28 protein-coding genes are annotated in these 26,997 nt (G+C 33.2%); 17 read left to right on the forward strand and 11 right to left on the reverse strand.

All coding sequences use genetic code 11. From position 1 onward, the window contains the following. Window positions 1–52: 52 nt before the first annotated feature. The 5 genes from ASC72_RS10730 (at window position 53) to ASC72_RS10750 (ending at window position 5,460) form a co-directional block, all read left to right on the forward strand. Window positions 53–952, forward strand: a complete 900-nt coding sequence (locus ASC72_RS10730) for a MerR family transcriptional regulator (protein WP_056190655.1) — start codon at window positions 53–55, stop codon at window positions 950–952. A gap of 37 nt (window positions 953–989) precedes the next feature. Then, window positions 990–2,456, forward strand: a complete 1,467-nt coding sequence (locus ASC72_RS10735; RefSeq protein ID WP_056190657.1) for an NAD(P)/FAD-dependent oxidoreductase — start codon at window positions 990–992, stop codon at window positions 2,454–2,456. Window positions 2,457–2,460: 4 nt separating this feature from the next. Next, window positions 2,461–3,300: a phytoene/squalene synthase family protein gene (locus ASC72_RS10740; protein WP_056190659.1), complete on the forward strand. Its 840-nt coding sequence runs from the start codon at window positions 2,461–2,463 to the stop codon at window positions 3,298–3,300. Window positions 3,301–3,384: 84 nt separating this feature from the next. Further along, window positions 3,385–3,825 carry a sterol desaturase family protein gene (locus ASC72_RS10745; RefSeq protein WP_056190661.1) on the forward strand — a complete coding sequence of 147 codons (441 nt, stop codon included), beginning with the start codon at window positions 3,385–3,387 and terminating at the stop codon, window positions 3,823–3,825. Window positions 3,826–4,164: 339 nt separating this feature from the next. Next, window positions 4,165–5,460 carry a deoxyribodipyrimidine photo-lyase gene (locus ASC72_RS10750; protein WP_056190663.1) on the forward strand — a complete coding sequence of 432 codons (1,296 nt, stop codon included), beginning with the start codon at window positions 4,165–4,167 and terminating at the stop codon, window positions 5,458–5,460. A 235-nt stretch (window positions 5,461–5,695) separates the two neighbouring features. Here the strand turns inward: ASC72_RS10750 and ASC72_RS10755 are convergent, their stop codons facing one another. After that, entirely contained in the window at window positions 5,696–7,000 is a 1,305-nt protein-coding gene (locus ASC72_RS10755; protein ID WP_056190665.1) for an AarF/ABC1/UbiB kinase family protein, read from the reverse strand. Beyond that, window positions 6,997–7,659, reverse strand: a complete 663-nt coding sequence (locus ASC72_RS10760; protein ID WP_056190667.1) for a TetR family transcriptional regulator C-terminal domain-containing protein — start codon at window positions 7,657–7,659, stop codon at window positions 6,997–6,999. The genes ASC72_RS10755 and ASC72_RS10760 overlap by 4 nt, the downstream gene beginning before the upstream one ends. Window positions 7,660–7,755: 96 nt before the next feature. Between ASC72_RS10760 and ASC72_RS10765 the strand changes: the two genes are divergently transcribed. Beyond that, entirely contained in the window at window positions 7,756–8,667 is a 912-nt protein-coding gene (locus ASC72_RS10765) for a TIGR01777 family oxidoreductase (protein WP_056190669.1), read from the forward strand. A 1-nt stretch (window position 8,668) separates the two neighbouring features. Here the strand turns inward: ASC72_RS10765 and ASC72_RS10770 are convergent, their stop codons facing one another. The 4 genes from ASC72_RS10770 to rmuC form a co-directional block, all read right to left on the reverse strand. Continuing rightward, window positions 8,669–9,238: a YceI family protein gene (locus ASC72_RS10770; RefSeq protein WP_056190671.1), complete on the reverse strand. Its 570-nt coding sequence runs from the start codon at window positions 9,236–9,238 to the stop codon at window positions 8,669–8,671. A 234-nt stretch (window positions 9,239–9,472) separates the two neighbouring features. Further along, window positions 9,473–9,865, reverse strand: a complete 393-nt coding sequence (locus ASC72_RS10775) for a VOC family protein (protein WP_056190672.1) — start codon at window positions 9,863–9,865, stop codon at window positions 9,473–9,475. A 25-nt stretch (window positions 9,866–9,890) separates the two neighbouring features. Further along, a complete protein-coding gene (locus tag ASC72_RS10780; protein WP_056190674.1) occupies window positions 9,891–10,439 on the reverse strand; it encodes an acyl-CoA thioesterase in 549 nt (182 codons plus the stop codon). Window positions 10,440–10,472: 33 nt separating this feature from the next. Next, window positions 10,473–11,846, reverse strand: coding sequence for a DNA recombination protein RmuC (rmuC, locus tag ASC72_RS10785; RefSeq protein ID WP_056190675.1), 1,374 nt, complete (start codon window positions 11,844–11,846; stop codon window positions 10,473–10,475). 191 nt (window positions 11,847–12,037) lie between these two features. Between rmuC and ASC72_RS10790 the strand changes: the two genes are divergently transcribed. The 5 genes from ASC72_RS10790 (at window position 12,038) to ASC72_RS10810 (ending at window position 16,572) form a co-directional block, all read left to right on the forward strand. Next, the gene (locus ASC72_RS10790) at window positions 12,038–12,913 is read left to right on the forward strand and encodes a protease complex subunit PrcB family protein (protein WP_056190677.1); all 876 of its coding nucleotides are present in this window, start codon (window positions 12,038–12,040) and stop codon (window positions 12,911–12,913) included. 7 nt (window positions 12,914–12,920) lie between these two features. Next, window positions 12,921–13,316: a hypothetical protein gene (locus ASC72_RS10795; protein ID WP_056190678.1), complete on the forward strand. Its 396-nt coding sequence runs from the start codon at window positions 12,921–12,923 to the stop codon at window positions 13,314–13,316. 49 nt (window positions 13,317–13,365) lie between these two features. Next, complete coding sequence (locus tag ASC72_RS10800) at window positions 13,366–13,920, forward strand: RNA polymerase sigma factor (protein WP_056190680.1); 555 nt, start codon at window positions 13,366–13,368, stop codon at window positions 13,918–13,920. Continuing rightward, complete coding sequence (locus ASC72_RS10805) at window positions 13,917–15,953, forward strand: hypothetical protein (RefSeq protein WP_056190681.1); 2,037 nt, start codon at window positions 13,917–13,919, stop codon at window positions 15,951–15,953. Before ASC72_RS10800 ends, ASC72_RS10805 begins: the two co-directional genes overlap by 4 nt. Before the next feature lie 61 nt (window positions 15,954–16,014). Beyond that, window positions 16,015–16,572, forward strand: coding sequence for a MepB family protein (locus ASC72_RS10810; RefSeq protein WP_371258452.1), 558 nt, complete (start codon window positions 16,015–16,017; stop codon window positions 16,570–16,572). Between the two features lie 58 nt (window positions 16,573–16,630). Here ASC72_RS10810 and ASC72_RS10815 read toward each other — a convergent pair whose 3' ends face one another. Then, a complete protein-coding gene (locus ASC72_RS10815; protein WP_056190685.1) occupies window positions 16,631–20,044 on the reverse strand; it encodes a T9SS-dependent choice-of-anchor J family protein in 3,414 nt (1,137 codons plus the stop codon). A 242-nt stretch (window positions 20,045–20,286) separates the two neighbouring features. Beyond that, window positions 20,287–20,655 (reverse strand): hypothetical protein, encoded by a 369-nt coding sequence (locus ASC72_RS10820; RefSeq protein ID WP_056190687.1) that lies wholly within the window; start codon window positions 20,653–20,655, stop codon window positions 20,287–20,289. A gap of 186 nt (window positions 20,656–20,841) precedes the next feature. On the opposite strand from ASC72_RS10820, the gene ASC72_RS10825 reads away from it, so the two are divergent. From ASC72_RS10825 to ASC72_RS10835, 3 genes are all read left to right on the forward strand, one after another. Then, on the forward strand, window positions 20,842–21,045 hold the full coding sequence (locus ASC72_RS10825; RefSeq protein WP_056190688.1) for a hypothetical protein: 204 nt from the start codon (window positions 20,842–20,844) through the stop codon (window positions 21,043–21,045). A gap of 57 nt (window positions 21,046–21,102) precedes the next feature. Further along, a complete protein-coding gene (locus tag ASC72_RS10830; protein WP_056190690.1) occupies window positions 21,103–21,675 on the forward strand; it encodes a pseudouridine synthase in 573 nt (190 codons plus the stop codon). An 80-nt stretch (window positions 21,676–21,755) separates the two neighbouring features. Then, a complete protein-coding gene (locus ASC72_RS10835; RefSeq protein ID WP_056190693.1) occupies window positions 21,756–22,211 on the forward strand; it encodes a tRNA (cytidine(34)-2'-O)-methyltransferase in 456 nt (151 codons plus the stop codon). Window positions 22,212–22,414: 203 nt separating this feature from the next. On the opposite strand, the gene ASC72_RS10840 is transcribed toward ASC72_RS10835, so the two are convergent. The 3 genes from ASC72_RS10840 to ASC72_RS10850 form a co-directional block, all read right to left on the reverse strand. Beyond that, window positions 22,415–23,191 (reverse strand): ABC transporter ATP-binding protein, encoded by a 777-nt coding sequence (locus ASC72_RS10840; RefSeq protein ID WP_056190696.1) that lies wholly within the window; start codon window positions 23,189–23,191, stop codon window positions 22,415–22,417. Window positions 23,192–23,277: 86 nt separating this feature from the next. Continuing rightward, window positions 23,278–24,306 carry an iron ABC transporter permease gene (locus ASC72_RS10845; RefSeq protein WP_117595789.1) on the reverse strand — a complete coding sequence of 343 codons (1,029 nt, stop codon included), beginning with the start codon at window positions 24,304–24,306 and terminating at the stop codon, window positions 23,278–23,280. Window position 24,307: 1 nt separating this feature from the next. Beyond that, window positions 24,308–25,450: an ABC transporter substrate-binding protein gene (locus tag ASC72_RS10850; protein ID WP_056190698.1), complete on the reverse strand. Its 1,143-nt coding sequence runs from the start codon at window positions 25,448–25,450 to the stop codon at window positions 24,308–24,310. Between the two features lie 173 nt (window positions 25,451–25,623). Between ASC72_RS10850 and ASC72_RS10855 the strand changes: the two genes are divergently transcribed. From ASC72_RS10855 to cobU, 3 genes are read left to right on the forward strand one after another with little or no spacing between them, the layout of a single operon-like run. Beyond that, window positions 25,624–25,986, forward strand: coding sequence for a DUF5522 domain-containing protein (locus ASC72_RS10855; protein ID WP_056190700.1), 363 nt, complete (start codon window positions 25,624–25,626; stop codon window positions 25,984–25,986). Window positions 25,987–26,009: 23 nt separating this feature from the next. Next, window positions 26,010–26,390, forward strand: a complete 381-nt coding sequence (locus ASC72_RS10860; protein WP_056190702.1) for a four helix bundle protein — start codon at window positions 26,010–26,012, stop codon at window positions 26,388–26,390. Window positions 26,391–26,419: 29 nt separating this feature from the next. Further along, complete coding sequence (gene cobU / locus ASC72_RS10865; RefSeq protein ID WP_056190704.1) at window positions 26,420–26,926, forward strand: bifunctional adenosylcobinamide kinase/adenosylcobinamide-phosphate guanylyltransferase; 507 nt, start codon at window positions 26,420–26,422, stop codon at window positions 26,924–26,926. Window positions 26,927–26,997 lie beyond the last annotated feature (71 nt).

Below are 26,997 nucleotides of genomic sequence, written 5' to 3' on the forward strand. Positions count from 1 at the left end.
TTAAATGTAATCTCAGATTTTATTCTATTTTTGTTCATCCAAAATAGTAATAATGATAAACAACATAAAGACCGTTTTTAGCATAAAAGACCTTGAAAATTTATCAGGAATAAAAGCGCATACCATTCGTATTTGGGAGAAAAGATATAACATTCTTGAACCCATGAGAACTGATACCAACATCAGACTTTATAATGTACAAAATTTACAGAAACTCCTAAACATAACGTTATTACACGAATACGGTTATAAAATATCTAAAATTGCTACTTATCCCGAAGAGAAAATTCCGCAACTAGTTCGTGAAATTATTTCAAAAAAGAACTCTCAAAATTATGCCATTACATCCTTTAAGATGGCAATGATGAATTTTGATCAGGAATTATTCTTTACCACATTTGACTGGCTTATTTCAGAAAAAACTTTTAGTGAAGTTTTTAAAGATCATTTTCTTCCTTTATTAAAAGAATTAGGGTTATTATGGCAGTCTGAAACCATCACTCCGGCCAATGAACATTTCATGAGTCATTTGATCAAACAAAAGATTCTAATTTATACCGAAAGCCTTCAGATATTAAAACCTACCAAAACCGACCGCGTATTTGTTCTTTCATTACCTCTTAATGAAATTCATCAAATTGGATTATTGTACATACAGTATGAAATCCTGATGAAGGGATATAAAACCATTTATCTTGGTGAAAGCATGCCAATTGAAAATTTACAGGATCTTACCAAATATTTTGAGAATATTACTTTTGTCTCTTTTATGACTATTCAGCCAGATCGCAGCGTAATTAATCAATATGTAAAATCAATGGGCCAAAAGTTATTGGCAAAAAACAACGAAATCTGGCTTATGGGGAATATGGTCGAGCACATCGACGAAACAGTTTTACATGAAAGAATAAAACTTTTCTATAGCATGGAAGAGACTCTCGAAAGAATATAATTATTTTGTTTAAAGTTTTTGTACATTTGTTAAACAAATGAAAAAAACTATCGCAATAATAGGTTCGGGCTTTTCCTCTTTAGCCGCTTCTTGTTACCTGGCACAGCAAGGAAACCAGGTAACTATTTATGAAAAAAACGAATCTATTGGCGGAAGGGCAAGACAATTTAACAAAGATGGTTTTACTTTTGACATGGGACCAAGCTGGTACTGGATGCCTGATGTTTTTGAACGTTTCTTTTCTGATTTCAACAAAAAAACTACTGCTTATTACGAGCTCATCAAACTAAATCCGGCTTATCGGGTTTATTTTGGCGTAAATGATTTTATCAATATTTATGATAATCTTGCAGAAATAAAAAACACTTTTGAAGGCATTGAAAAAGGAAGTGGTAAAAAATTAGAAACCTTTATCAATCAAGCCAAAAGCAATTATGAAATTGCAATTAAAGATTTGGTTTATCGCCCCGGAGTTTCTCCATTAGAATTAATCACTCCACAAACTGCATTAAAATTAAATCAGTTCTTTAGCAATGTAAGCATTGACATTCGGAAGAAATTTAAAAACGAGCGATTAATTCAAATTCTGGAATTTCCTGTTTTATTTTTAGGAGCAAAGCCAACCAAAACACCTTCCTTTTATAATTTTATGAATTATGCCGATTTTGGATTAGGAACCTGGCATCCGAAAACCGGAATGTTTGATGTGGTTCGCGGAATCGAGAAACTGGCAATTGAACTAGGAGTTAGGATTGAAACCAATTCATCAATTGAAAAAATTATAGTTGAAAACAAAACGGCTACCGGAATCATAATTAACGGAAAAATAATAAAAGCCGATATCATTTTAAGCGGTGCCGATTATCAGCATACTGAAACTTTACTCGATGAAACGTATCGCAATTATTCAGAAAAATATTGGGAAAGCCGCGTTTTTGCACCTTCTTCTTTATTGTTTTTCGTTGGCTTCAATAAAGAGATAGCGAACATTACACATCATGCTTTATTTTTTGATGTGGATTTCAACCAACACGCAGCCGATATTTACGATGAACCAAAATGGCCTGACGAACCATTATTTTATGCCAATTTCCCATCTAAAACAGATTCAACAGCAGCTCCTGAAGGAATGGAAAGCGGATTTTTTCTTATTCCGCTAGCACCTGGAATCAAAGATACCGAAGAACTTCGGGAAGAATATTTCGAAAAGATAATTACTCGTTTTGAGCAGCTAACGCAACAAAAAATTAGAAATAATATTATATTTAAAAGATCTTTTTGCAAAAATGATTTTGTAACAGATTATAACGCATACAAAGGGAATGCTTACGGAATGGCCAACACACTTTTACAAACTGCTTTTTTAAGGCCAAAACTAAAAAGCAAAAAAGTTCGTAATTTATATTTTACAGGGCAATTAACTGTTCCTGGTCCGGGGGTTCCGCCTGCCCTAATTTCTGGAAAATTAGTAGCTGAGTTAATTCAAAAATCTCTAACATCGTAAAAAGATGAAATCACTATTCGATGCCGTTTCTATAAAATGCAGCAAATTGGTCACCCAAAGCTACAGCACTTCTTTTTCGCTTGCGGTAAAAATGCTTTCTCCAAGTATCCGAGACGGTATTTACAGCATTTATGGTTTTGTTCGTTTTGCCGACGAAATCGTCGATTCTTTTCACAATTATGACAAAGAAAACCTCATCAATGATTTTGAGAAAGAATATTACAAGGCTATCAAAATGGAAATCAGCCTCAACCCTATTCTTAACTCTTTTCAACATACTGTAAAACACTATAATATTACTGACGATTTAGTTCAGGACTTTTTAAAAAGCATGAAACTCGATCTCGTAAAATCAAATTACAGCACCCAAACAGAATACGAAGATTACATTTATGGTTCTGCCGACGTAGTCGGTTTAATGTGTTTAAAGGTCTTTGTTAAAGGAAATAATCAAAAATACGAACAGCTTAAAAATGAAGCGATGCGTTTAGGATCTGCTTTTCAGAAAGTAAATTTTTTAAGAGATTTGAAAGAGGATAATTTAGTTTTAAACCGAAATTATTTTCCCGGAGTCGATTTGAAATCTTTTGATGAAAATGCTAAAACGACAATCATCAAAGAAATTGAAGAAGATTTTAAAATTGCCTATCAGGGAATTGTGAAATTACCAATCGAAGCAAAATTTGGCGTTTATACTGCCTACATTTATTATAAAAAGCTACTAAAGAAACTAAAAAACACGCCTTATTATGAAATTGGAAATTCAAGAATCAGAGTTTCAAATTACACTAAAGCCGGACTTTTAGCACAATCTTTTGTAACTTACAAACTAAAATTAGTCTGATCCTTTATAGCTTAATCTTTTATATTTTTAAGCTAAAATCTCAGCCAGTTTAATTGCAACTTTAATATTTCAACAAATACAAAAATGATTTCTTTCTTAATCTTTTTAGGTGTTTTTCTCTTTATGGAATGCGTTACCTGGCTTACGCACAAATATGTGATGCACGGATTAATGTGGTATTTTCACGCAGATCATCACCAACCCAAGTACGATCATACTTTTGAGCGCAACGACATTTTCTTTGTCATTTTTGCCATTCCGAGTATTGTTCTTTTTTATTTTGGCGTTCAGGACGGATTCAATTATTTGTTTTTCATTGCCTGTGGTGTAACTTTATATGGTGCCTGTTATTTTTTAATTCATGATGTTTTAATTCATCAGCGTTTTAAATGGTTTAAAAACACCAAAAATAAATACCTAATCGGATTGAGAAAAGCGCATAAAATTCACCATAAACATTTAGGAAAAGAAGAAGGAGAATGCTTTGGGATGTTATTTGTTCCTTTTAAATATTATAAAATGTAAAAGATTTTGGGTTTTCGCCGCGGCGAATGGGTTTTCCGTTCCCGTTTTTTTATGTCAGGCAAAAAAGCAAACTAAAAACCATTTTTGATTATCGCCATAATAAAATTGAAGAATTGTTTACTTCAAAGTATTAGTTGAAAATCAAACCGATTAATTTTTAAACACATAGAAACATAGTTTTCATTAACCAGAAAAGGCGCTTCACTCACATATAAACACATAGTGCTATGTGTAAAAAGCTAGTTTCTTTTTAAGGTCTCTTATTATAAAATTAAAAATCTATGTTTCTATGTGTTTAAAATTACATGAAACAAAATATTTCTTCAGCAAAGATTAAAGATGGCAAAACAAAAAGTTACCCTTTTCTGGTTTAGACGCGATTTGCGTTTAGAAGACAACACCGGATTATTTCATGCTTTACAATCAGACTTTCCCGTAATACCATTGTTTATTTTTGATGATGATATTTTGGAGAATCTTCCTCAAAATGATGCGCGGGTAAGTTTCATTTATGATTCACTTCAAAAAATGAATGAGCAACTCCAGGCAATTGATTCTTCAATTTTAATCAAAAAAGGAAAAACTATTGAAGTCTGGAAATTACTTTTAGACGAATATGATGTTCAACAAGTTTTCTTTAACAAAGATTACGAACCTTTTGCCATCAAACGTGATTTAGCAATTTCATCACTTTTAAGAGATAATAATATCGAAGTTTTTTACTTTAAAGATCATGTAATTTTTGAAGAAAAAGAAATTACAAAAGCAGATGGGCTTCCCTATACCATTTACACACCCTACAAAAATAAATGGCTCGAGAAATATCATCTTTCAGGCGGCGTATCAGAATATAATTCAGAATCACTATTTGGCAATTTTGCTAAAAATCAATTTCCGTTTCCGGGATTAAATGAAATCGGTTTTGAAAGAAGTGCGATAAAAGTCCTTCTTCCTAACTTAACGCAAATTGCCAATTACAAAGAAACCCGGGATTTTCCTGCTTTAGACAGCACTTCTTATCTTTCACCACATTTACGTTTTGGAACCGTTAGCATCAGGAAATTAGTAAATTGGGCCAATCGAAAAAACCAAACTTTTTTAAGTGAGTTGATTTGGAGAGAGTTTTTTATTCAGATCCTTTTTAGCTTTCCGAATGTCGTGAATCACAATTTCAAATCTGCTTACGATGGCATTCAGTGGCGCAATAACGAAGATGATTTTAAACGTTGGTGTTCCGGAACAACGGGTTACCCGATGGTCGACGCGGGAATGCGACAACTTAATGAAACCGGTTATATGCACAATCGTGTTCGCATGGTTGTGGCCAGTTTTTTATGCAAACATTTATTGATTAACTGGCAATGGGGCGAAGCTTATTTTGCAGAGAAATTATTAGATTTCGAATTGGCTTCGAACGTAGGGAATTGGCAATGGGCCGCCGGAACAGGTTGTGATGTCGCACCCTACTTCAGAGTGTTTAATCCTGAAATCCAACAGAAGAAATTTGACGAGAAAGGAATTTATATCCGAAAATGGATTCCTGAATTTGATTTGGGATATGTCGAACCTATGATTGATCACGCTTTTGCGAGAGATCGAGCTATTGCGACTTATAAAAAGGGAATTTTGAAATAAGTTTCTTTTGTTTCAGGTTTCAGGTTTAACCGCAAAGGTCGCAAAGAGTTTACGCAAGGCACGCAAGGTTATATTCGCAAAGCTTTGCGAACTTAATAAAGCCAATTGCAACACGCGCCACAAAAATCTTCGCGCACTTTGCGTTAAATTAACCGCAAAGTGCGCAAAGCAACTACATCTAGTTTGTCACCACGAGAACCTGAAATTTGAAACCTGAAACAAAAAAAACTATTTTTTAATATTTCAAATAATTCTCAACAACAATCTTCGCTTTCAAATCAAACATCAAATTGTACAAACCAAAGAAAGTACGATTCATATAAATAAAGTGCTTAGAACCGCGATTTCCGTTCATTTTTTTGAGATTGGTATCATTTGAGAAACGTTCTCCTAATTTGGCAATGCTTTCGAAAAAAGTTTCATCGGCAAAATCGAAAGTTTCGTTTTGGAATGGTTTCGTAAAAAGTGATAACAAATCATGAAACATCTCCGTAAAATATTCAATTTCTGAAGGCGAATCGTCTGAACGCAGAATTTCCAATTCGAATAATTTCTGATTGAAAAGCTTTTGATCCGTGATTACATTTTTGTTGATTAATTCGAAATAAGGCTCGTAAAATTCATTCGGAATTTGTTTCATACAACCAAAATCCAATGCAATTAATTGGTTCTGTTCATTTACTAAAAAGTTTCCCGGATGCGGATCAGCATGCACTTTTCGTAAAACATGAATTTGATACATATAGAAATCCCAAAGCGCCTGACCAATTTTATCGCCTACTTCCTGACCTGTATTCTTAGCCGTAAACTCAGAAAGATGAATTCCGGTCATCCAATCCATCGTGATGATTTTCTCTGATGAAAACTCAGGATAATAATTCGGGAAAATTATATTTTCAATTTTACTGCAGGCTTTAACAACTTCTTGGCTTTGTTGTAATTCTAATAAATAATTGGTTTCTTCAATCAGTTTGTCTTCAACTTCCTTGAAATATTTATCAGAATCTTTTCCCTGTAAATTAAACATTCGGATGGCAATGGGTTTTACCAAAGCCAAATCTGACGAAATACTATTGGCAACGCCTGGATACTGAATTTTTACAGCCAGTTTCTTATCGTTTTTCTTCGCCAAATGCACCTGACCAATACTTGCTGCATTTACAGAATTGGCATTGAATTCATCAAAGATTTCATAGGGTGTTTTCCCAAAATTCGTTTTGAATGTTTTTAAAACTAATGGAGCTGAAAGTGGCGGAACAGAAAATTGTGATAACGAGAATTTCTCGACATAAGCCTGAGGCAAAAAGTTTTTGTCCATGCTTAACATCTGAGCAACTTTTAAAGCACTTCCTTTCAGGCTTTTTAATCCGTCATAAATATCTTCGGCATTATTTTCGTTTAATTTATCTCTGGTTAAATCTGGATTGACCATTTTTTCGGCATAATGCTTCACATAGTTTACACCTATTTTAGCCCCAGTTTGCACCAATTTTCCCGCTCTTTCTATTTTTGATGTTGGTATATAATCGATTGTTTTCATTGTTTGCTATATATTTTTTCTTTGAATAGAAATTTTCCAAAATCTATCAAATGATTTAGAGGCGCAACATTCATCAATTCAAATGAAGCATTAACTGATTTTTCGATAAAAATATCTGTTTTTTCAAAAGCGGCAGATTCATCGTCCATCCAGAATTTTATCGTCATCATTAATTGTAGCCAGGCCGATTCCTGAATTCCTTTTTCCTGAAATTTTTGAAGTTTTTCCACCTCTAATCTATAATCATCCGTCAGGATTTCAGAAACATATTCTTTAAACGATTCACGAAGAGAAGTCAGTTGAACTAAATTTTTCAATGGATTTCTGTCGAATTTCAACGATTGTAAAACATAGCTTCTGTTGGCCGTCAAAACCTCAAAGAATGTAAAATAGAAACTCAACATTTTGTTCTTCATATCATATTCCTGATAATCTGAATTTTTATGAAGCAAATCAATTGTATTAGCAAAAAAGAGTCTGAAAATCTCTTTTTCCAAACCTTCCAATGTTCCAAAAAAAGCATAAAATTCCGCTTCTGTAAAATCATTTTCTTTTGCGAAATGATAAACTGATTTTGGTTTTTGCCCCTTTTCTAAAACTTCATTCATGTACATTGAAACGATTTCTTCTTTGCTGATTATCTTCTTTTTAGTAGCCATTTCATTTAAATTTAGAATTTGCCCTAAAGGTAAGCAATGTTTAAGTACCTTTACTAATCGCTAAACAAGATGCACTGTTAAATATATTATAATATAATGACTAAGAATGTATTGCTTACAGGAGGAACGGGATTTGTTGGTAAACACCTTACAGATGTCCTTATTGACAATGGTTTTTCTGCATCTGTTTTAAGCCGTTCTCCAAGAAAAAACACGCCATCGATTACGTACTATAAATGGAATCTAAAAGATAATTTTATTGAGAAAGATGCCATTCTGAATGCGGATTATATTATTCATTTGGCAGGCGAAGGAATTGTAGAAAAACGCTGGACTAAAAAACGTAAAAAAGCAATTTTAGAAAGCCGTATCAAACCTATTGAACTTATCTTTTCTATTTTAAAAGAAAATAATAAAACTTTGTATGCTTTTGTTTCAGCCTCTGCAGTTGGAATTTATGGTGCTGTTACAAGTCAGGAAATTTGTACCGAAAACACACCTCCGGCTAATGACTTTTTAGGAACAACCTGCCAAAAATGTGAAAATGCTGCCGATCAATTTACTTCATTGGGAATAAGGACAGTAAAAATCAGAACTGGAATTGTTTTGGGAAAAGACGAAGGATTTCTTAAAAAGATAACACCAGGTTTTAAAGCCGGCTTTGGCGCTATTTTAGGTTCGGGAAAACAATATATACCCTGGATTCATATAGAAGATTTATGCCAGATTTATTTAAAAGCACTAACAGACATTGAAATGCAGGGCGCATACAATGCCACTATTACAGACAATACAACAAATGCAACGCTCTCAAGAATTCTGGCGCATTTGTACGGATATACCATTTGGTTTCCCAATATACCGGCGTTTCTAATCAAACTTGGATTAGGTGAAATGAGCATCGCTGTTCTGGAAGGACAACGTATTTCATCAGAAAAAATACAAAAAGCAGGTTTTGAATTTCAATATACAGATATTGAGGCAACACTCTCTACCAGCCTGACCTGATTTATTTTAAAGTCACCAGAAAAGCATCATTGTTTCGAATTACTCCAATCAAATCAGTATTAGCCGTTTGTGAAATTTTTTCGACTATTCTGTTAGGGATTTGAATATTAAAATCAGAAAACGAAATTGGAAAATCAGAATGAATCTGGATTCCTTCATTTACTCTTTTCAAAAAAGCTTTCACTTCAATTTCTTTCGATTTTCCTCGAACGGTCAATTTACCCTTTATCGTATATTCTTTTTCAGTTTCATTGATATCTTTCAAATCAAACTTGGCAATTTTACCTTTAAAAACCGCTTTAGGATAGCGGTTACTTTCCATATAATTGTCATTAAAATGTTCTTGCATCAAGTCCAGTTTAAAACGAAAATCTTTGACAATAACAGTGCAGATGAAAACGCTTGTTTTAGGTTCCAAAACAATCGCAACAGATCTATTTACAGCTTTTATTTCCTCAAACAAAGGGACGGATGCTTCAAAATTCACAGTTCCGGTATTGGTTGTAAATTTTTCCTGAGCAAATAAAGAAAATGCTGAAAAAAGCAGGATTAATAATGTAGTTCTTTTCATAATCGTCAGCAATTAAACAATTATGTCATTCGGTTTTCTTAGTAGGATTAACTAAAAAAAGAATCAGATTTTATAAAAATCGAATGGCAATACTCCGTGAAAATATAGTAACTTATCTATACACTTAAAGTTACGAAATTTTCGAGCTATTAGTTGCTGAATTTATGCTAAATATTTGTGAAAAGTTTTTTTTGTGTTAAATCTGAAATGTTACTTGTGACATGTTTTTAAAAACTATTCCATTTCAGTACAAATCTCTACTAAAAAGCCATCTAAATCCCTAATATAAGCCACTACTTGTCCCCATGGTTTTGCAGTTGGCTCTTTTACCAGCACCGCCCCAAAAGAAGTTGCTTTTTGTACCAACTCCGGAACATCGTCTGTAATAAAGCCTATTTCAATTGCAAAAGGCTTATTGTCTAAGTTACTTTCAACAAAACCATCTTTTAAGTTTTGACTTGCCAGTTTTTTTGAGGTAAATGAAAGTGTAGTTTCACCTGTGATTAATTCACCATAATCATTATCAGGAGTTATGAATTTTCTTGAGAACCCAAATACATTTTCATAAAACACAATTGACTCTTCTACATTTTCTACATATAAAATTGTATATCCAAATTTTACCATTTTGATTTAATTAAACTTTTTATTCCTAACTAATTTCTAAAAGTACATTATATTTATCCAAACTTGCCAAATCCTCAATCGAATTTACATTGGTAATTTTGGCGTGTTCTTCAACTTCTTTACGTACTTCAATATGTTTAACTGCTTTTCTAAAACGGCGAACCTCTTCTAAATTAGATAAAATAAGCCCGGGAACAACAACACTTTTTCCTTCTTTGTCTTTGGCCACCATTGTAAAATAAGAAGAATTACAATGTTTAACAGCTCCTGTCTGAATATTTTCTGCTTCAACACGAATCCCGACAACCATCGAACTTCTTCCAACATAATTTACAGAAGCTTTCATGGTAACAAGCTCTCCAACTTCAATAGGTTTCAAAAAGTTTACCGTATCAACCGAAGCTGTAACGCAATAATTGCCGCAAAATTTTGAAGCAGAAGCAAAAGCGATTTGATCCAGTAATTGTAAAATATAACCTCCATGAATTTTACCGCTGAAATTGGTGTGCGATGGCAACATTAATTCGGATATACTTATTTTCGATGAAGAAACGGGTTTGAAATCTGCAGTCATATAAATTGTGGTATTATTAAGTAGGTAAATATTTTAGTTTAGTAGTTGATTTTCATCTGTATTTGAGGCTCTTGCAATAATATTTTCCGGAAGCGCCTTTTTCGCCTTTGCTCCCATTTTCTTTAATTTTTCGACACTCGAAATCAGGTTTCCTTTTCCGTCTACCAATTTATTCATGGCGCTGTCGTATTCATTTTTAGTGTCTTTTATTTTGTTTCCAATTCTAACCAAATCGGCAACAAAACCTTCAAATTTATCGTATAAAGCTCCGGCTTGTCTGGCAATTTCAAAAGCATTCTCCTGTTGTTTTTGGTTTGCCCACATGCTGTCGATCGTTCTTAAAGTCGCCAGTAAGGTACTTGGTGTTACAATCACAATATTGCGATCAAATGCTTTATTATATAAAGCCGAATCTTCATTTAATGCAATCGCAAAAGCGGGTTCTATCGGAATAAAAAGCAAAACAAAATCGGGGCTTTCAATTTGATATAGATCATGATAATTTTTATTTCCGAGTTGTTCTACGTGTCTTTTAATTGAATTGACATGCTCTTTCAGATAATCAATTTTAAGAATTTCAGATTCTTCGTTGATCCATTTCTCGTAGGCTACCAAAGAAACTTTAGAATCTACAATCATTTTTTTACCGTCGGGTAAATTGATTACAACATCAGGGAAAACACGCGTTCCTTCACTGTTTGTAAAACTTTGTTGTACTTCGTATTCACGTCCTTTTTCTAAACCTGATTTTTCTAAAACACGTTCTAATACCAGCTCTCCCCAATTACCCTGCATTTTACTGTCACCTTTTAACGCCTTAGTCAGGTTTAACGTTTCTTTGCTCATTTGGGCGTTCATTTCACTTAATCCCACAATCTGCTGACGCAAAGCCGCGTGATAATCGATACTTTCTTTGTGTGTTTGTTCGACTTTTTGTTCAAATCCATGAATTTTATCCTGCAACGGCAACAAGATGTTTTTCATGTTCTCGCTATTTTGTTCGGTAAACTTAGCCGACTTTTCTTCAAGGATTTTATTGGCTAAATTTTCAAATTCTTTGGTGAATTTCTCCTGAAGTTCTGTAATCTCTGCTTTTTGTTCCTTATGTCTTTCCCATAAATTTTCAAAATCGACTTCTTTTTTAGAAAGTTGAATCGCCAGACTATCTTTTTCAGTTCTGATACTTTCTTTTTCTACATTATTTAATTGCAGTGCTTTCTCAAAATTTCTTTTTTCATTTTCAAATTGCTCTTTCTGCAATTGCAATTGATTGATATTGGCATTTAGTCTTTCCTCTAAACTTACCTTTTCTGATTGAAATTTAGCCGAAAACAGCATTCTTCCTAAGTAAATACCCAGAAACAAAGCCACAACAAAAGCCAATAAAAACGGAAGAAAATCAAACATAACTAAGTTCTTTTTTACGTAAAAGTACGCAATAATACGTAGTACTTAATTTTTAAAATTAAAATTTCACGAATTATTGCCGATCTCAAATTAAATAAACATTCTCAAAAAAAACATCATAAAAAATATTTCTGCACGCAACCATTTCAAAAAATCACATCTACTAAATATAACCTATTAAAATATTACCAATGAAAAAATTAATGTTAAGCTTGTTTATAGCTTTCGCATTTAGTGCCTGCTCTCTTAGTAACGATGATATGAATGTAGATTGCGGAGTAAACACAGAAGTAGCTTTTACAGGATTTCCACTTTTATGCAATTACACCGTTAAAAGCTTATCTCCTAACCCAGCCGCTATAATAGTAAACACGCAAGAAAGAATGGAGAACTACTTTACCAAACACGAAAATACTTGTACAGTTCCAAGTGATCCTAATATCGATTTTACTCAAAAGTTCTTAGTAGGAATTTTTGCAGGCGTAAAACCTACAAGTGGTTATGCTATAAAAATTACGAGTATTGTAGAAAACAATTGTCAGATTGTAATTAACTTTTACGAAAAAAGTCCACAGAATGGCGAAACTTTATCATCTGCACCAACTTATCCATCAGATTTCATTTTGATTCCTAAAACTTCAAAACCTATCGTTTTTAACAGAACAACGGAAAGTCCTGACAACATCGTAATTGGAAGTTTCAACAGTAAATGTGTCGGTTCAGATTGTCAAAAATTCTTTCAGATAAACGATTATAATATTCAGAAATTTCAAAATGTAGTAGCAGGCAATTATGATTTTAGCCAATATAAATATAGTACTACTACAAAAAGAGACGAATATACTTTGTTTTCGAAAAGTATACCAACTGAAATTTTAAACTTAAAAGGGCAAACGAAAACCTACGGAACACCGAACTCGGCTGATCAGGGCGGAATCTATTTTGAATTTACTCAAGGTTCATCAGTTACTAAAATTTATATCGACAACGCCGACACAGCAGATCAGGGTACAGAGGTTAAACTTTTCAAAAAAGCTATTCAGGATAAAATCACTAGTTTAAAATAATAAGATTATGAAAAAACATTTTTTATTTTTTATTGTATTTGGCCTTTTTACGGCAGCATATTCGTTAGAGACTAAAGGTTTTGCGGGTTCTATTATCAACACCTGGATTTGGGAAAAATCAATTGGAGGATCAAGTAATCCTTATATGGCGACACCAAAGACCATCGGTTTCAATAAAAAAATTGTTTTTACACCCGAAGGGAGAGTGATCACTTATAAAAACAATGTAGAAATTAGAAACAGCACCTATCAAATAGAAAAAGGTATTGGATTTTTTGACCATTCAGAGCATGACCTGATTACCTTTGAAGGCAAAACTTATATCATAGAAAATGTTGATAATCAAAACTTAACAATCGTTAGCAATAACCAGGATGCTACTCGTAGTATTTACAAAAGGTAGTTTTTTACGTTTATAAAAACTATTTTTGCAAAACCAAATTTAACCATTTTTGAAAGACGATTTAGAAAAATATATCAGGCAATGTATGCAAAATGACAGAGGAGGGCAACTGAAAATTTATCAGTTGTTCTCTCCTGTCTTATATGGCATTTGTCTAAAATATATGAAAAATGAAGATGATGCAAAGGATGTTTTCCAGGAAGCGTTTGTCATTGTTTTTCAAAAAATTGGCCAATACAAATTTGAAGGAAGCTTTGAAGGCTGGTTAAAACGAATTTTCATAAATAAGCTTATCGAAACTTTAAACAAAAAGAAAAAAGAAAGTTTCTTTTTGGATGTTTTTGATCCTGATACCGATTTTACTGAAGAGGAAGAATTAGATACAATTCCGATAGAGCAAGAAAAATTACTGGAATATATTCGGGATTTACCTGATCAATACCGGACTGTCTTTAACTTGTATGTTTTTGAAAAAATGAAACACAAAGACATAGCCGAGTTACTAAAAATTTCAGAAGGAACATCAAAATCAAATTTAAACAGAGCGAAGGGCATTTTGCAGAAAAGGATTTTGAGCTTAAAAAAAAATTTTAAAATAGCATGAAAAAGCAGAATATAGAAGATATTTTTTCATCAATGGAAAACTTTTCAAGTGTTCCACCGCCTGAATTGTGGGCAAACATTGAGAAAAAACTTGACAAACCAAAAAAGAAAAAAAGAGCTATTCTTTGGTGGTCAGCAGCGGCATGCCTTTTATTAGGCTTGTTATTGCCTTCTGTTTTATATTTTAGCTCAAACAACGGAATCAAAACTATAAATAATGGTGCCGGAGAAAACAATGGCGTTGTTATCGATGAGCACAAAAAAAATAGTAACGATATAAAAACAATATCTACAGAAAAAAATATCGAAAATAAATCCGGAATTGTAGAAAGTTCTTCTGAAGAAAGCTCGAAAAACAGCTCTGGTAATTCTGAAGAAAATCAAACAACAGAAACTGCAGTAGCCCATACTGATTCTAAAAATAACAGTAATCCTGGTCCTTCAGAAGTAAATATAAATTCAGAAAAAAGAAATACAAATCAAACTGTAGCTGAACAAACAGCTGTTTCAGAAAAAGGAAATCAGTTCAATTCACTTTCGAAAAATAAAAATTTAAATTCGGAGAAAAGAAACGTAAATCAGGCTGTAGCCGAAAAAACGTTTACTACCGGAAATCAAAATCAGTTCAATTCACTTTCAAAAAATAAAAACTTAAACGCTGAGAAAAGAAATGGAAATCAGGCGGTAGCCGAGAAGACTTTTACTACCGGAAATCAAAATCAGTTCAATTCTTTTTCAAAAAATAAAAACTTAAACGCTGAGAAAAGAAATGGAAATCAGGTTGTAGCCGAAAAAACGTTGACTGCCGGAAATCAAAATCAGTTCAATTCTTTTTCAAAAAATAAAAACTTAAACGCTGAGAAAAGAAATGGAAATCATGTTGTAGCCGAAAAAACGTTGACTACCGGAAATCAAAATCAGTTCAATTCTTTTTCAAAAAATAAAAACTTAAACGCTGAGAAAAGAAACGGAAATCAGGTTATAGCTGAGAAAACTTTTAAGACCACAAAACAAAGTCAATTTAATTCTTTTTCAAAAGATCAGGTACCAGGTTCTATTTTTGAAAATCAATTGAATTCAAATCCTGCAGCTATTGCTTTAGGAGATTCAAATTCAGTTTTCAACAATAAACAAAAAGCAATAACTGATAACAAAAAAGAAGCTGCAACAACTATTAAAACAGAAAAAGCAATTGCCGATAATGCTCCCAAAAGCAATTCTAAATTCAGCAATGTTTTGAGTAAACAAGACTCTGTCCAGTTGGCAGAACTTCAAAATTTAGAAAAAGGTATAAATCCTGAAGTTAAAAAAGAAAACGAGAAAAATCCGAAAACCTCATCAAAAGCTGAAAAATGGGCTCTTGAAGTTTTTGCAGGAATTGCCAATTCTGAAAATTATAAAAATGACAAAACTTTAGGCAACGTAAATGACTCGAAACAAAGTAGTACTTACGGTGTTAAAACTAAATATAAAATCAATAAAAAATGGGCAGTTGGTTCTGGTTTCAAAATCAATGAATTAGGTCAGAGTGTGGCTAATGTCTCGTATATAAAAACTGCCAACAATGCTTTTTTAACTACTGGTGATTATTTTATGAAAAACCCAACGGTTCCTCAAATTGCAAGTAATGACAGTTATGTATTAGTTTCAAACAATACTAAAAATGCCGTGAGCAGTACTAATGTACAAAGTGGAAATTTAGATCAAAGTTTACGATATGTTGAGATACCTTTAGAAGTTTCGTATGCTGTTTTTTCTAAAAACAAAGCTTCTATCAGTCTGAATACAGGTGGTTTTGTGGGTAAATTGATCTCTAACAATGTTGCCATAGACGGAAATTCATTAGGTAAAAATGTAAACGCAAATGATTTTGTATACGGCTCAACATTAAGTAGTACAGTGCAATACCGGGTTTACAAAAAAACAAATGTTTTTGTAGAGCCAGCAATGAATTATTATGTAAATCCATTAAATAGTCAGTCCTTTAATCAATTTCAATGGGGATTAAATTTTGGGCTAAATGTTTCATTTTAAATAAAAAAAACAATATATTTAACACTCAAAAACCTACGTAAACCCTAAACCTACAATAATTTTGAAAACAAGCTTAAAAGCGGGTCTTTTCAAAATGATCGCAAAAAACCATTGGACTAACCACAAATCTATGCCCAAAGATTTGCTTTTAGCCAAAGAACTGGTTTATGATTGTTTTGATTTTGACTGTTCGCAACCGCAGCAGGAAAGCGAGAGCATTGATTACAGTGCTTATCGTTTTTATCTCAATGAGAAATTTATTTGTTACAGAGAAGCCAAAATAACCCCAACAAAAACTGGCCAATTTGTTACTTTGTGGAAACGAAGCAGATTAGGAACAATTGAACCCTTTGATTCAACTGATTTAATCGATTTTGTTTTTGTCAGCGTTCGAAAAAATGATCTCTTTGGACAGTTTATTTTCCCTAAAGATGTTTTACTCGAAAAAGGAGTTTTTTCGACAGCAACCACCGAAGGAAAAAGAGCTATAAGAGTTTATCCGCCCTGGGATGAAACAAACAATAAACAGGCTAAAAAAACGCAAAATTGGCAGGTGAAATATTTCTTTGAAATAACTCCTGAGCCCGATTTTGACACTTTTAAAGAATTAGTTAATTAGTATAAAAAATGGCTGTCTATTACTGGACAGCCATTTTTACTTTAAATCTTTTTTCTGTTTATTTTTTTATGATTTTATTGCTATAAATAACCTTATTGTTTTCACTTAAGGTATAAACATAAATTCCGGATCTAAGATTACCTAATTGAATTACAGCATCTTTTTTTTCCCCGGTCTCTTTCATTTCAATTGGATTACCAACTAAATGTCCGGAAATATCATAAAGTCGCAATTTTAAAATTTTATCTTCTTTCGTTTTTACTGTCACATTTACAACATCGGTTGCAGGATTAGGATAGGCTTGTACAAAATATCCATTATTTGTTCCGAAATCAATGGTAGACAAAACATCTTTTTTCAATTCAAAACGGGCAATTACAGGACCATGATCTGAAGTTGTATTGGTATAGTCGGTAATATCATTACGCGGATCATAAACAGCAATAGAATTCGGAATATATTGATCTGTCAATTCATTCGAAATAACAATATGATCTAAAAATCCATTTGAACTCAAAAAACTATAGGCACCAGCCTTGCTAATCTCTAAAGTAAGTGTATTATAACGACTTGTATCTTCAACTATTTTTTGATAAGACGAAGGTTTTCCTGCAATAACAGATGCTTTGACATCATCGTTAAAATCTCCCAAAATCATAAAATTAGCATTTGGAAACTCAACATCCAGACTATCTTTCAACAATTCAACATCGTATTTACGCATATTATATCTCGAAATATCAGATCCGCTATTGGCGCGTGCATGAAGATCAATCAGATTAATCTCTTTTTTAATTCCGCCAATATTTGTTTCTATTTTTACCAGATATGGCAAACGTCCTGATGAGAAAAAGCTGTCATCATTACCATCCGTGCTCGGATAATTAGCCAAAGTTTTTGTTCCTGCGCGAACCTCATCATATAACTTCTTAAACATAACACGTGTACTTTTTACTGTCGTTGTTTGTGTATTATAAAGTACGACCAATTTTTGCGGAGGAAAATTAGGATCGGCAGCATTAAACGAATACGACCATGAAGTTGAAATTGATTTATCAAATGTTTTTCCGTTGATATTAATTTTCCCAATTAAAATATCTATAGACGGATCATCTGAAACTTCCTGAACAACATAAACATCGGCATTTAATTTGTTCATTACTTTAGCGACATTTTCAATTTGCACGGTGTCATCTGTTGGACCGAATTCTACATTATCTGTACCTTTTACATCAGAACCAAAAAACTCCAGGTTATAGGTTACAATATCAAAAGTATCTGCTTTTAGCAACGAAGATCCTGTTAAAGATCCAATTTGTTTATTTAAATCAGTTCCGGTAACCGTTAAAGTGCCAGATATAGTCAATGTTCTTATAGAAGGTGTAAATCGAACATAAACTGTTTTTCCTGCCATTGCCTCAGCTGAAGTTATCAAAACATCTGACTGAAATGCAGCGTTATCCAAAGACAATTGATAATCTGCAGGAGCTTTTATCGTAATGTCATTGTAACCCTCTGCCTTGAAAACAAAAGACTGACTTGCTGATAGTGTATTTATAGTAACCTCTCCAAAATCTAAAATAGGATTTGCTGCTACAAAGCCAGCTTCATTTGTTATAGCAACATCATCTAATGACCATTCTGCCGCATTATTTGCCCCTCCGGCTGTAGTTACATAAACCCAGGCAACATAAGTATGATCCGTTTTATAGGGTCCTAAATTTATGAATTGCGATTGTTTATAAGTATCTGTAATAGTCGGGAAATCTCCTGGTATTTCTGTCCACGTTGCTGTTTCCGGATTGCTTTTACCATCATAATTAACAGAGACCATTAACTTCAAATCTGAACCTCCGTAATACTTGCGGGAATAAAAAGATAATAACGGAATTTGGGTAAAATTATCCAAACGCAATCTAGGCGAAATCAACCAATCTTTGCTTGCACCACTATCAGAATATCCATTAACAAGTACCGCGCCGGTTCCTGAATTAACGTTTCGTGCCACTGTTATACTTATCCAGGCATTTACAGTCCCTGCTACATTATACTGCGTCCATCCGCTATTAGTTAAAACGGCCGGATCGTTAAAGCCCTGTACATACGGATTGATTCCTGTTCCCGAAAGCGTAACTATTTTACTTGTCGCTCCCGTCGATTCGTGTGTTATCTGTCCAGACAAACTACCTGTAGCCGTTGGTGTAAAACGAACATAGACAGTTGGTGTTGCATTTGCAAAATCAGCTATGGTGTATGTTAAAGAAGCTGCAAACGAAGTATTATCTTTCGAAATAGTAAAATTTCCTGTAGCATTCACTGTTACATTGGCTGAAAGATTGGCCGCCTGAATTTGATAACTTGCACTTTCTGAAGTAAAACCTGCTTCTGAAAACCCTAAATCAAGAGAAGCAACAGTTGTTGTTATAGAAGGAATTACTGCGGCTGAAGTTGTGGCGTCAACTTTAACCACATTTGTCTGAACGTTACCATATGGATCTTCTGAAATAGAAAAAACAGAATAAACGGTACTAATTGAAAGTCCGGTAAAACTTTTTAAATATATCTGATTTGGATCTGTGATATCAAAAAAACCTGATTGCAAAGCCGCAGTACCGTTTGCATCCTGACCTGCTTTTATTTGAACTACACTTGGAGTCGCACTTCCACCAGGGAGTAAAACATAGTAAGTCTTTCCGATTTCGTCTAATTTATTGGAAAAATCAAAACTATTGGATAAAATATTATCTGCTTTTGGATAACCCACAACGCTTATTGGTGCAGCAACATCACTTTTTATATCAATATTATCGATTGCAAAGGATGGTCTTGAACCTGATCCGGAAACTTGTCTGGAAATCCATCTTATCTGAACTTCAGACTGATTATCACATTCAGCAGGCAACGTAATGTTATAACTTTTTAGATTTTGAGAAGTGGTAACAGCCGTTATTTGTTTTACATCGTTATTACTATAGGCAGTTGATAATAATGAAACAAAAGGAGCACTTGTTCCTACTCTGTATTGCAAAACCATCTCATTAATACGCGTATTGTTTGTTGCATCATAAGGATTACGGATTGTCACAGCATCATATTGAACCTGTATTGCTTTTTGGTTTGTAGCATCAAAAGCAAATCCAATTGTCAAATCAAGGTCACTATTATTTAAAAAACCAATTTTTCCATCATAATTATGAAAATTACCGCTAGTAGTAGAGGCTGTGCTACTTGCTATCAAAGGTCTGTCGGCAATTAGAGTAGCATTTATATTAAAGGCCGAACCCGGCTTTATACTTGCTGTCCAGCCCTGAAATCCATCTGGATAAACGGTAGCAGTTGCCGCTAATCCATCAAAACTTTGTGCATAAGGTAATGTTCGTTTTGCTGGAAACGTCTGAGCAAAAACAGATAACGAGCAATAAAAAAAACAAAAAAAAGCCATTAAATGGCGAGCCGAGTAGATCTTTTTCATAGGTTAAGAAATAGAGTTTTTAGAGGTTAAAGTTATCGTCTTTAAAGTTAAGAGAATATTGTTAAAACATGAAATAATTGTAAGATTTTTATAACAATGTACAAATAAGGAAAATAGTCCTCAATCTTTTCCTTCTTGAATTACTTATTAATAAAACCAGAAATAGCTGCCTTTAAATTCAGGCAGCTGTTTTCGTATTTTATATTTATGGGCAGTTAAAACAGAATCACTTATTTTCAAAATCATTCATCTAATTTCATATTTCCGCGATCTTCATGACTTTCCGGATTTGAATTTGGATAACGATTTGGTGTGATATCAGAATTTAGATCTTTATTTTCTACCGTTTTTTTCGCTTGTTCTTCTGTCGAAACTCCGCGATTGGCATTTGGATTGTTTGAATCTATATCTTTTGAAGTTTCTTTGATACTTTCGTTTTCATTTCGGGCTCTGTCTACAATTTCTTCATTTCCGCTTTTGTCAGTTACTACTTCTTGTTTTATTTCTGATTCATGAAATTCAGCATCGTGTGAGATATTTTTGCCTTTTGATTCATCGATATTTTTTTGTGCTCCGTTTATTTTTTTAGAACCTAGATTATTATTTTCCATGACATTATATTTTTTCCATTACTACATAATATTACGAATTCTAAATGGGAAAAATAAGACCTTTAACATAGCTTTTGGATTCTTAATTTAATTTAAAAATCGCATTTAAAACTCATAACACAATAATTATCAAAATAATAGTAAATTAGTAGCACAGATTTTTAAATAACGATAAAATCAATAATTATGAACTTTTTCAATGCAAAAACGACTTGGTCAAATGCCGAATTTATCATTATAAAACTATGCATAGCTTCGGCTTATATTTTAATTGGAAGCTATTTTCATGATTTTTTCAAGGATTATTATCTTCCATTATTTATAATTTTCGGAATCACAGTAATTTGGTTTGTCTTTTTATGGCTTAAGAAAATGACAAACAGAGCTTAAGTATTAGTTGGAAATACTTCACAAACAAGACTATCTTTGCAGTCAAAAATTTAAAACATGCACCATCATTTCATTCTTTTTAAACCTTACGGCTATTTAAGCCAATTTATCTATGAGCTAAAAAGAAAGAAAAAACTTTTGGGCGAATTATTTGATTTCCCCCAAGGAACAATGGCAATTGGCCGTTTAGATGAAGATTCTGAAGGATTGCTTCTACTGACAACCGACGGAAAAGTAAGTGAACAAATAAGAAGTAAAAAAGTCGACAAAGAATATTACGTGCAAGTTGATGGCGTCATAACTCCTGAAACAATAGAAGAACTGCAAAAAGGAGTTGAAATTGGTTTTGATGGCGGAAAATATAAAACCAAACCTTGTAAAGCATTTATTATTACTGAAATTCCTGATTTTGGACCAAGAGCAAAAAAAATTCGTGACGAGCGCCACGGCCCAACATCATGGGCTTCTATAACTATAAATGAAGGCAAATTTCGTCAGGTTCGTAAAATGACGGCTGCAGTTGGTTTTCCTACTTTAAGATTGGTTCGTGTTAGAATAGGAAATGTATATTTGCAAAACTTAAAAGCCGGAGAAGTTCTGGAAGTTTCAGATTTTAAATTAGAAAACTAATTAGATAATGTGTCAATTAGATAATTTGATAATTATTTTGAAACTCAAAATTCATAACTTATAATTCATAACTCAAAAAAATGCTAAACGTTGTTCTTGTAGAACCGGAAATACCAAATAATACCGGAAATATTGGGCGCTTATGTGTGGGAACCGAAAGTCGACTACATTTAATTCATCCTTTCGGATTTGTGATTAACGATAAAAACCTGAAACGTTCGGGTTTGGATTATTGGGTGCATCTTGATGTGACCGAATATCAAAATATAGAAGAATGGATTCAGCAGATTCCGGATCAATCGCGTGTTTTTTTGATGAGTTCGCATGCAGAGAAATCCTATTTAGAAACCGATTTTCAGGATGGAGACTGGCTGGTTTTTGGAAAAGAAAGCGTGGGTTTAAGTCAGGAAGTTTTAGCTCGTTTTGAAAATCATTTAACGATTCCGATGTCGAATTTAATACGCAGTTTTAATATTGCAAATTCTGTGGCTTTTGTGGTTGGAGAGGCAAAAAGACAGATTGGGTTGAAGACTTAATTTATTTTGAAGCTCCAGAGGAGCATAATATTTATAGTTATAATATTAACTTAGGCCAAAGCTCCAGAGGTGCGATATCTTAATTTTTATTTTGATAGATAAATATTTCACCCCAATGGGGTTCTACCAAAATGCTTTTATAATTCTATAAATATAATGTCCCGCTGGGACTCATAATTAATAGAATTTATTAAAAAAACACTCTAAGTAATCACAAACTTACCTTTTTCAGCATCAAAAATAATATGTTCATCTTTAAACAAAGTGGCAAAACTTCCCTTTGAAATTAAATTACATGGTTCATCCTGAACAACAAATTCCGGCGTCATAATAATCATTTCGTCACTTAACTGAATCGCCAAATCGATATCATGTGTTGAAAATAAAATACATTTTTGGGTTTCCTGAGTTAGCTTTTTAAGCAATTTGAAAAGCGAAACTTTATGTAATAAATCTAAATGCGTTGTCGGTTCGTCAAGAATAATTAACGGCGTGTCTTGTGCCAAAGCTCTTGCGATCAAAACCTTTTGCAATTGTCCGTCACTAATTTCAAAATGCCTTTTTTGTGCCAAATGTTCAATTTGGGTTAATGCCATTGCATCCTGAACTTTTTCTATATCTGTTTGGGATAAAGTTCCAATCCAATTCGTATAAGGCTGTCTTCCTAAGGCCACTAATTCAAAAACAGAAAGGTTGCTGGGTGGTAATTTTTCGGTTAAAACCAAACTTAGATTCTGTGCTAAATCTAAAGTATTATAAGTATTTATATTCTTTTCATTCAAAAGAACTTTTCCTGACAATGGTTGTTGAATTCCTGTAATCGTCCGTAATAACGTTGATTTCCCTATTCCATTTGCACCAATTAATGAAATAAGTTTTCCTGAATTTAAACTCAAATTTAAGTTTTCAGCAATTGTCACAGTTGCTTTCTTGGACTTGTAGCCAATTGTTAAATTTAAAGTTTCAAGAATTTTTTTCATTTTTTTGAAGTTGCTAAGTTTTTTCTAGGAATTAAAATAATATGCGAAAATCCGTTTCATCTGCGTAATCCGTGGTCAAATATATCTTACTTAAAATTTCTTTTTCTTATTAATAACCAAATTACTACCGGCGCACCAATTATAGACGTAATAGCATTTATCGGAAGCGTAACATCAAAGCCCGGCATTTGAGAAACCATATCACAGAATAATACAATAATAGCTCCAAAAAGCAATGTGCTCCAAAACAAAATCATATGATTACTGGTTTGAAAAGTCAGTTTTGCGATATGTGGAACGGCAAGCCCAATAAACGCAATCGGACCTGCAAAAGCAGTGATACTTCCGGCTAAAATACTGGTTGCAAAAATAATGATCAAACGGGCTTTATTGAAATTCAAACCCATGCTTTTTGCATAATTTTCGCCTAAAAGTAACGCATTCAAAGGTTTGATGCTACCCGCACTTAAAACTAAACCCAAAAATACGCTAACTGCCAAAACTGTAATTGATTTCCAGGAAAGATTTCCAAGATTTCCCAATGACCAAAAAGTGAATTTCTGAAGCTGTTCAGCTGTACTAAAATAAGTTAAAACACTAACAATTGCAGTAGTAAAACTTCCAAACATTAAGCCGACAATTAAAATTGCCATCGTATCCCGTAAACGTTGTGAAACTACTAAAACCAATAATAGAACAAGTGTACTCCCTAAAGTCGAAGCCAAAACAATTCCATATGACGATAATGCAATAGTTCTCAAAAAAGAAGGCAAAAATCCAGCACCAAGAATCACAAAAGCCACTCCGAGACTTGCGCCCGAACTTAATCCTAATACATAAGGTCCTGCAAGCGGATTTCTAAATAAAGTCTGCATCAACAAACCGCTTATTGAAAGTCCCGTTCCTACTAAAATTGCTGTAATCGCTTTTGGCAAACGGTAATTGATAATGATATATTCCCAGGTCGTTTTACTGGCCTGACCTCCAGTTAAACTCGTATAGACATCTCTAAATGGAATATTAACGGAACCCAAACTAATACTCGCAAAAAACATCAGAAGAAGTCCTAAACCCAGAACGATAAATAAAATGGTATTTCTTTTTTTATTCGCCAATTTAATTCAGTTTAGATGCAAAAGTAAACTCATAACTCGGCAGCAAATCCGGATGAAAAATTTTGATATAATCTTTCAAAACCAAATCTGGCCGACTTGGTGATAATTCATAGTAAATGGTTCCGCCAGTTGCTCCAAACTTACTTTCTAAAGTATAGATTGATTTGTTTTTAAAAGCATCAAATTCGCTGTAATGGGGATTTGCTTTTTGCAATTCGGCTAAAGTCAGAAAAGATCCCGAAGCAATCCAAACGTTTGCCGTTTTCGCTTTGTCTAATACTTTTTCGAACGATAAACCCTGACTTCCTGTTCCTTTTAAATCGGCCCATAAATAATTAGACTGTGCGTCTTTCATAAATTGCGCCACCCAGCTGTTTCCTTTGGCCACATACCAAACATCTTCATACATAGAACCATACAATACTGTGGTAGTTGCAGGTTTATTAGCTACTAATTTCTTAGCCTGATTATAGCTTGTTACAATTTTATCAAACAATTCTTTGGCTTTATCTTCTTTCCCAAATAAGGCTCCGTAGAGTTTAATCCATTCAGCTTTTCCAAGTGGAGATTGTTCCATCCAGTCGGCCTGAATCATTACATTTAAACCACTTTTTGTCAAATTATCCAACATCGGATTGTTGTTATCTACGCCAAAAGTCACAATTAAATCTGGCGACAATTCTATTAGTTGTTCAATGTTTAATTTTTCATTTTGTCCAACATTTTTCACGGCACCTTTATCAATTAATATTCTGGTTTTTTCAGATGAAATATAATCGGTATGCGGAAAACCAACTAATTTATCTTCGACATCCAGCATTTCAAGATAAGGAATATTGGTCGTTGATGTTACTACAACCGATTGTAAAGGAACCTGAATAGTCGTATACTTTTGTAGACTATCCGGAACTTTAGCTTCTTTTTCTTTTAAAATATAAGTAAAATTTTTATTTGCATTTGGCCAGGGATTTGTCACCGTTACTACTGAAAATCCTTCGTGTTTTACAATAGAAAGTCCAGAAGCATATTCAATACTATTTTTAGCAATTGGAGATTTTGCAACTTTAGCAGTTTCATTTTTTTTACATCCGATTAGAAGAAAAAAAGATAGAATAAAAATGGATTTAGGTAATAGATTTTTCATATACTGGTTATACTATTTTGGAGCATGAAATCGTTAATATGCAATATCGGCACAGATTTTGAATATCACAATTTCATTATTTAAATTTTCGATAGCGACAAAGGTAAGGCAATTTCTAAATTTTTTGTTTACCTTTATTCTTACAAATTTCAACAAAATTATCTTTTATATTTATGAATACCACAAAAACCAAAGTTTGCTCAAGTTGTGAATCTACTTTTAGCTGCGGAGATATTTCTGTTGAAAACAAATGTTGGTGTAATGATTTCCCTCCTATTTTTAATCTTTCTGAAGGAGGCGATTGTCTTTGTCAGACTTGCTTTAAAGAAGCCTGCGTAGACAAAATAGATGCTTATGTCGAGACTATGACTCCAATAAAAGCACTACATAATAAAGCTCTATCTTTACCAAAAACCGGAAAACTTATTGAGGATATCGATTATTATACAGAAGATGGCAATACCGTTTTTACTAGTTGGTTTCATTTGAAACGTGGAAACTGTTGCGGAAATGATTGTCGTCATTGCCCTTATTAATTATAAATTGTTAGTTGTTAATTATGAGAAACAACGTAATCAAAGACAAAAGTTTTGATTTTGCTATTCGAATTGTCAAATTATATCAATATTTATCTACTGAGAAAAAAGAATTTACACTTTCCAAACAACTGTTACGATCAGGAACAAGTATTGGTGCGATGGTTCGAGAAGCAGAACATGCCGAAAGCAAAAGTGATTTCATTCATAAATTTGCGATTGCACAAAAAGAAGCAAATGAATCAGTTTATTGGTTAGAATTATTAAAAGCTACTGATTATTTAAATGATAATGAATTTGAGAACATCAACAGCGATGCCATTGCAATTTTAAAACTAATAACAAGTATTCTCAAAACTACAAAAAGCCAACTCATTTCCAAAGCAGTTTCTACCACAAATTAACAATTTACAACTAACAATTAATAATTATAATGATTTACTTAATTACCGGAGGCGAACGATCAGGAAAAAGCAGTTATGCCCAAAATTTAGCCCTAAGACTTTCAGATACACCAATGTACGTGGCAACGGCCAGAAAATGGGATGATGATTTCCAGACCAGAATCGACAGACATCAGCAGGAACGTGACGAGCGCTGGACCAATATTGAGAAAGAAAAATATTTAAGTGAAATTGATTTTTCGGAAAAAGTAGCTTTGATTGATTGTGTAACACTCTGGCTTACAAACTTTTTTACTGATCATAAATATGATGTAACTTTAAGTTTGGAAGAAGCCAAAAAAGAATTTCTGGCGATTGCAAATCAGGAAAATGCGACAATGATTATTGTGACCAACGAAATTGGAATGGGTGTTCATGCAGAAACTCATATCGGCAGAAAATTCACCGAATTACAAGGCTGGATGAATCAGTTTTTGGCTTCAAAAGCAGATGAAGTTGTTTTGATGGTTTCGGGAATTCCAGTAAAAATAAAATAAAATTCCAAATTTTAAATTCCAAATTCCAAGGCACTGCCTTAACTTTACATAAATTCAAACATTCAGATTGA

Origin of the sequence: Flavobacterium sp. Root420 (assembly GCF_001427905.1) — a bacterium.
Taxonomy (GTDB): domain Bacteria; phylum Bacteroidota; class Bacteroidia; order Flavobacteriales; family Flavobacteriaceae; genus Flavobacterium.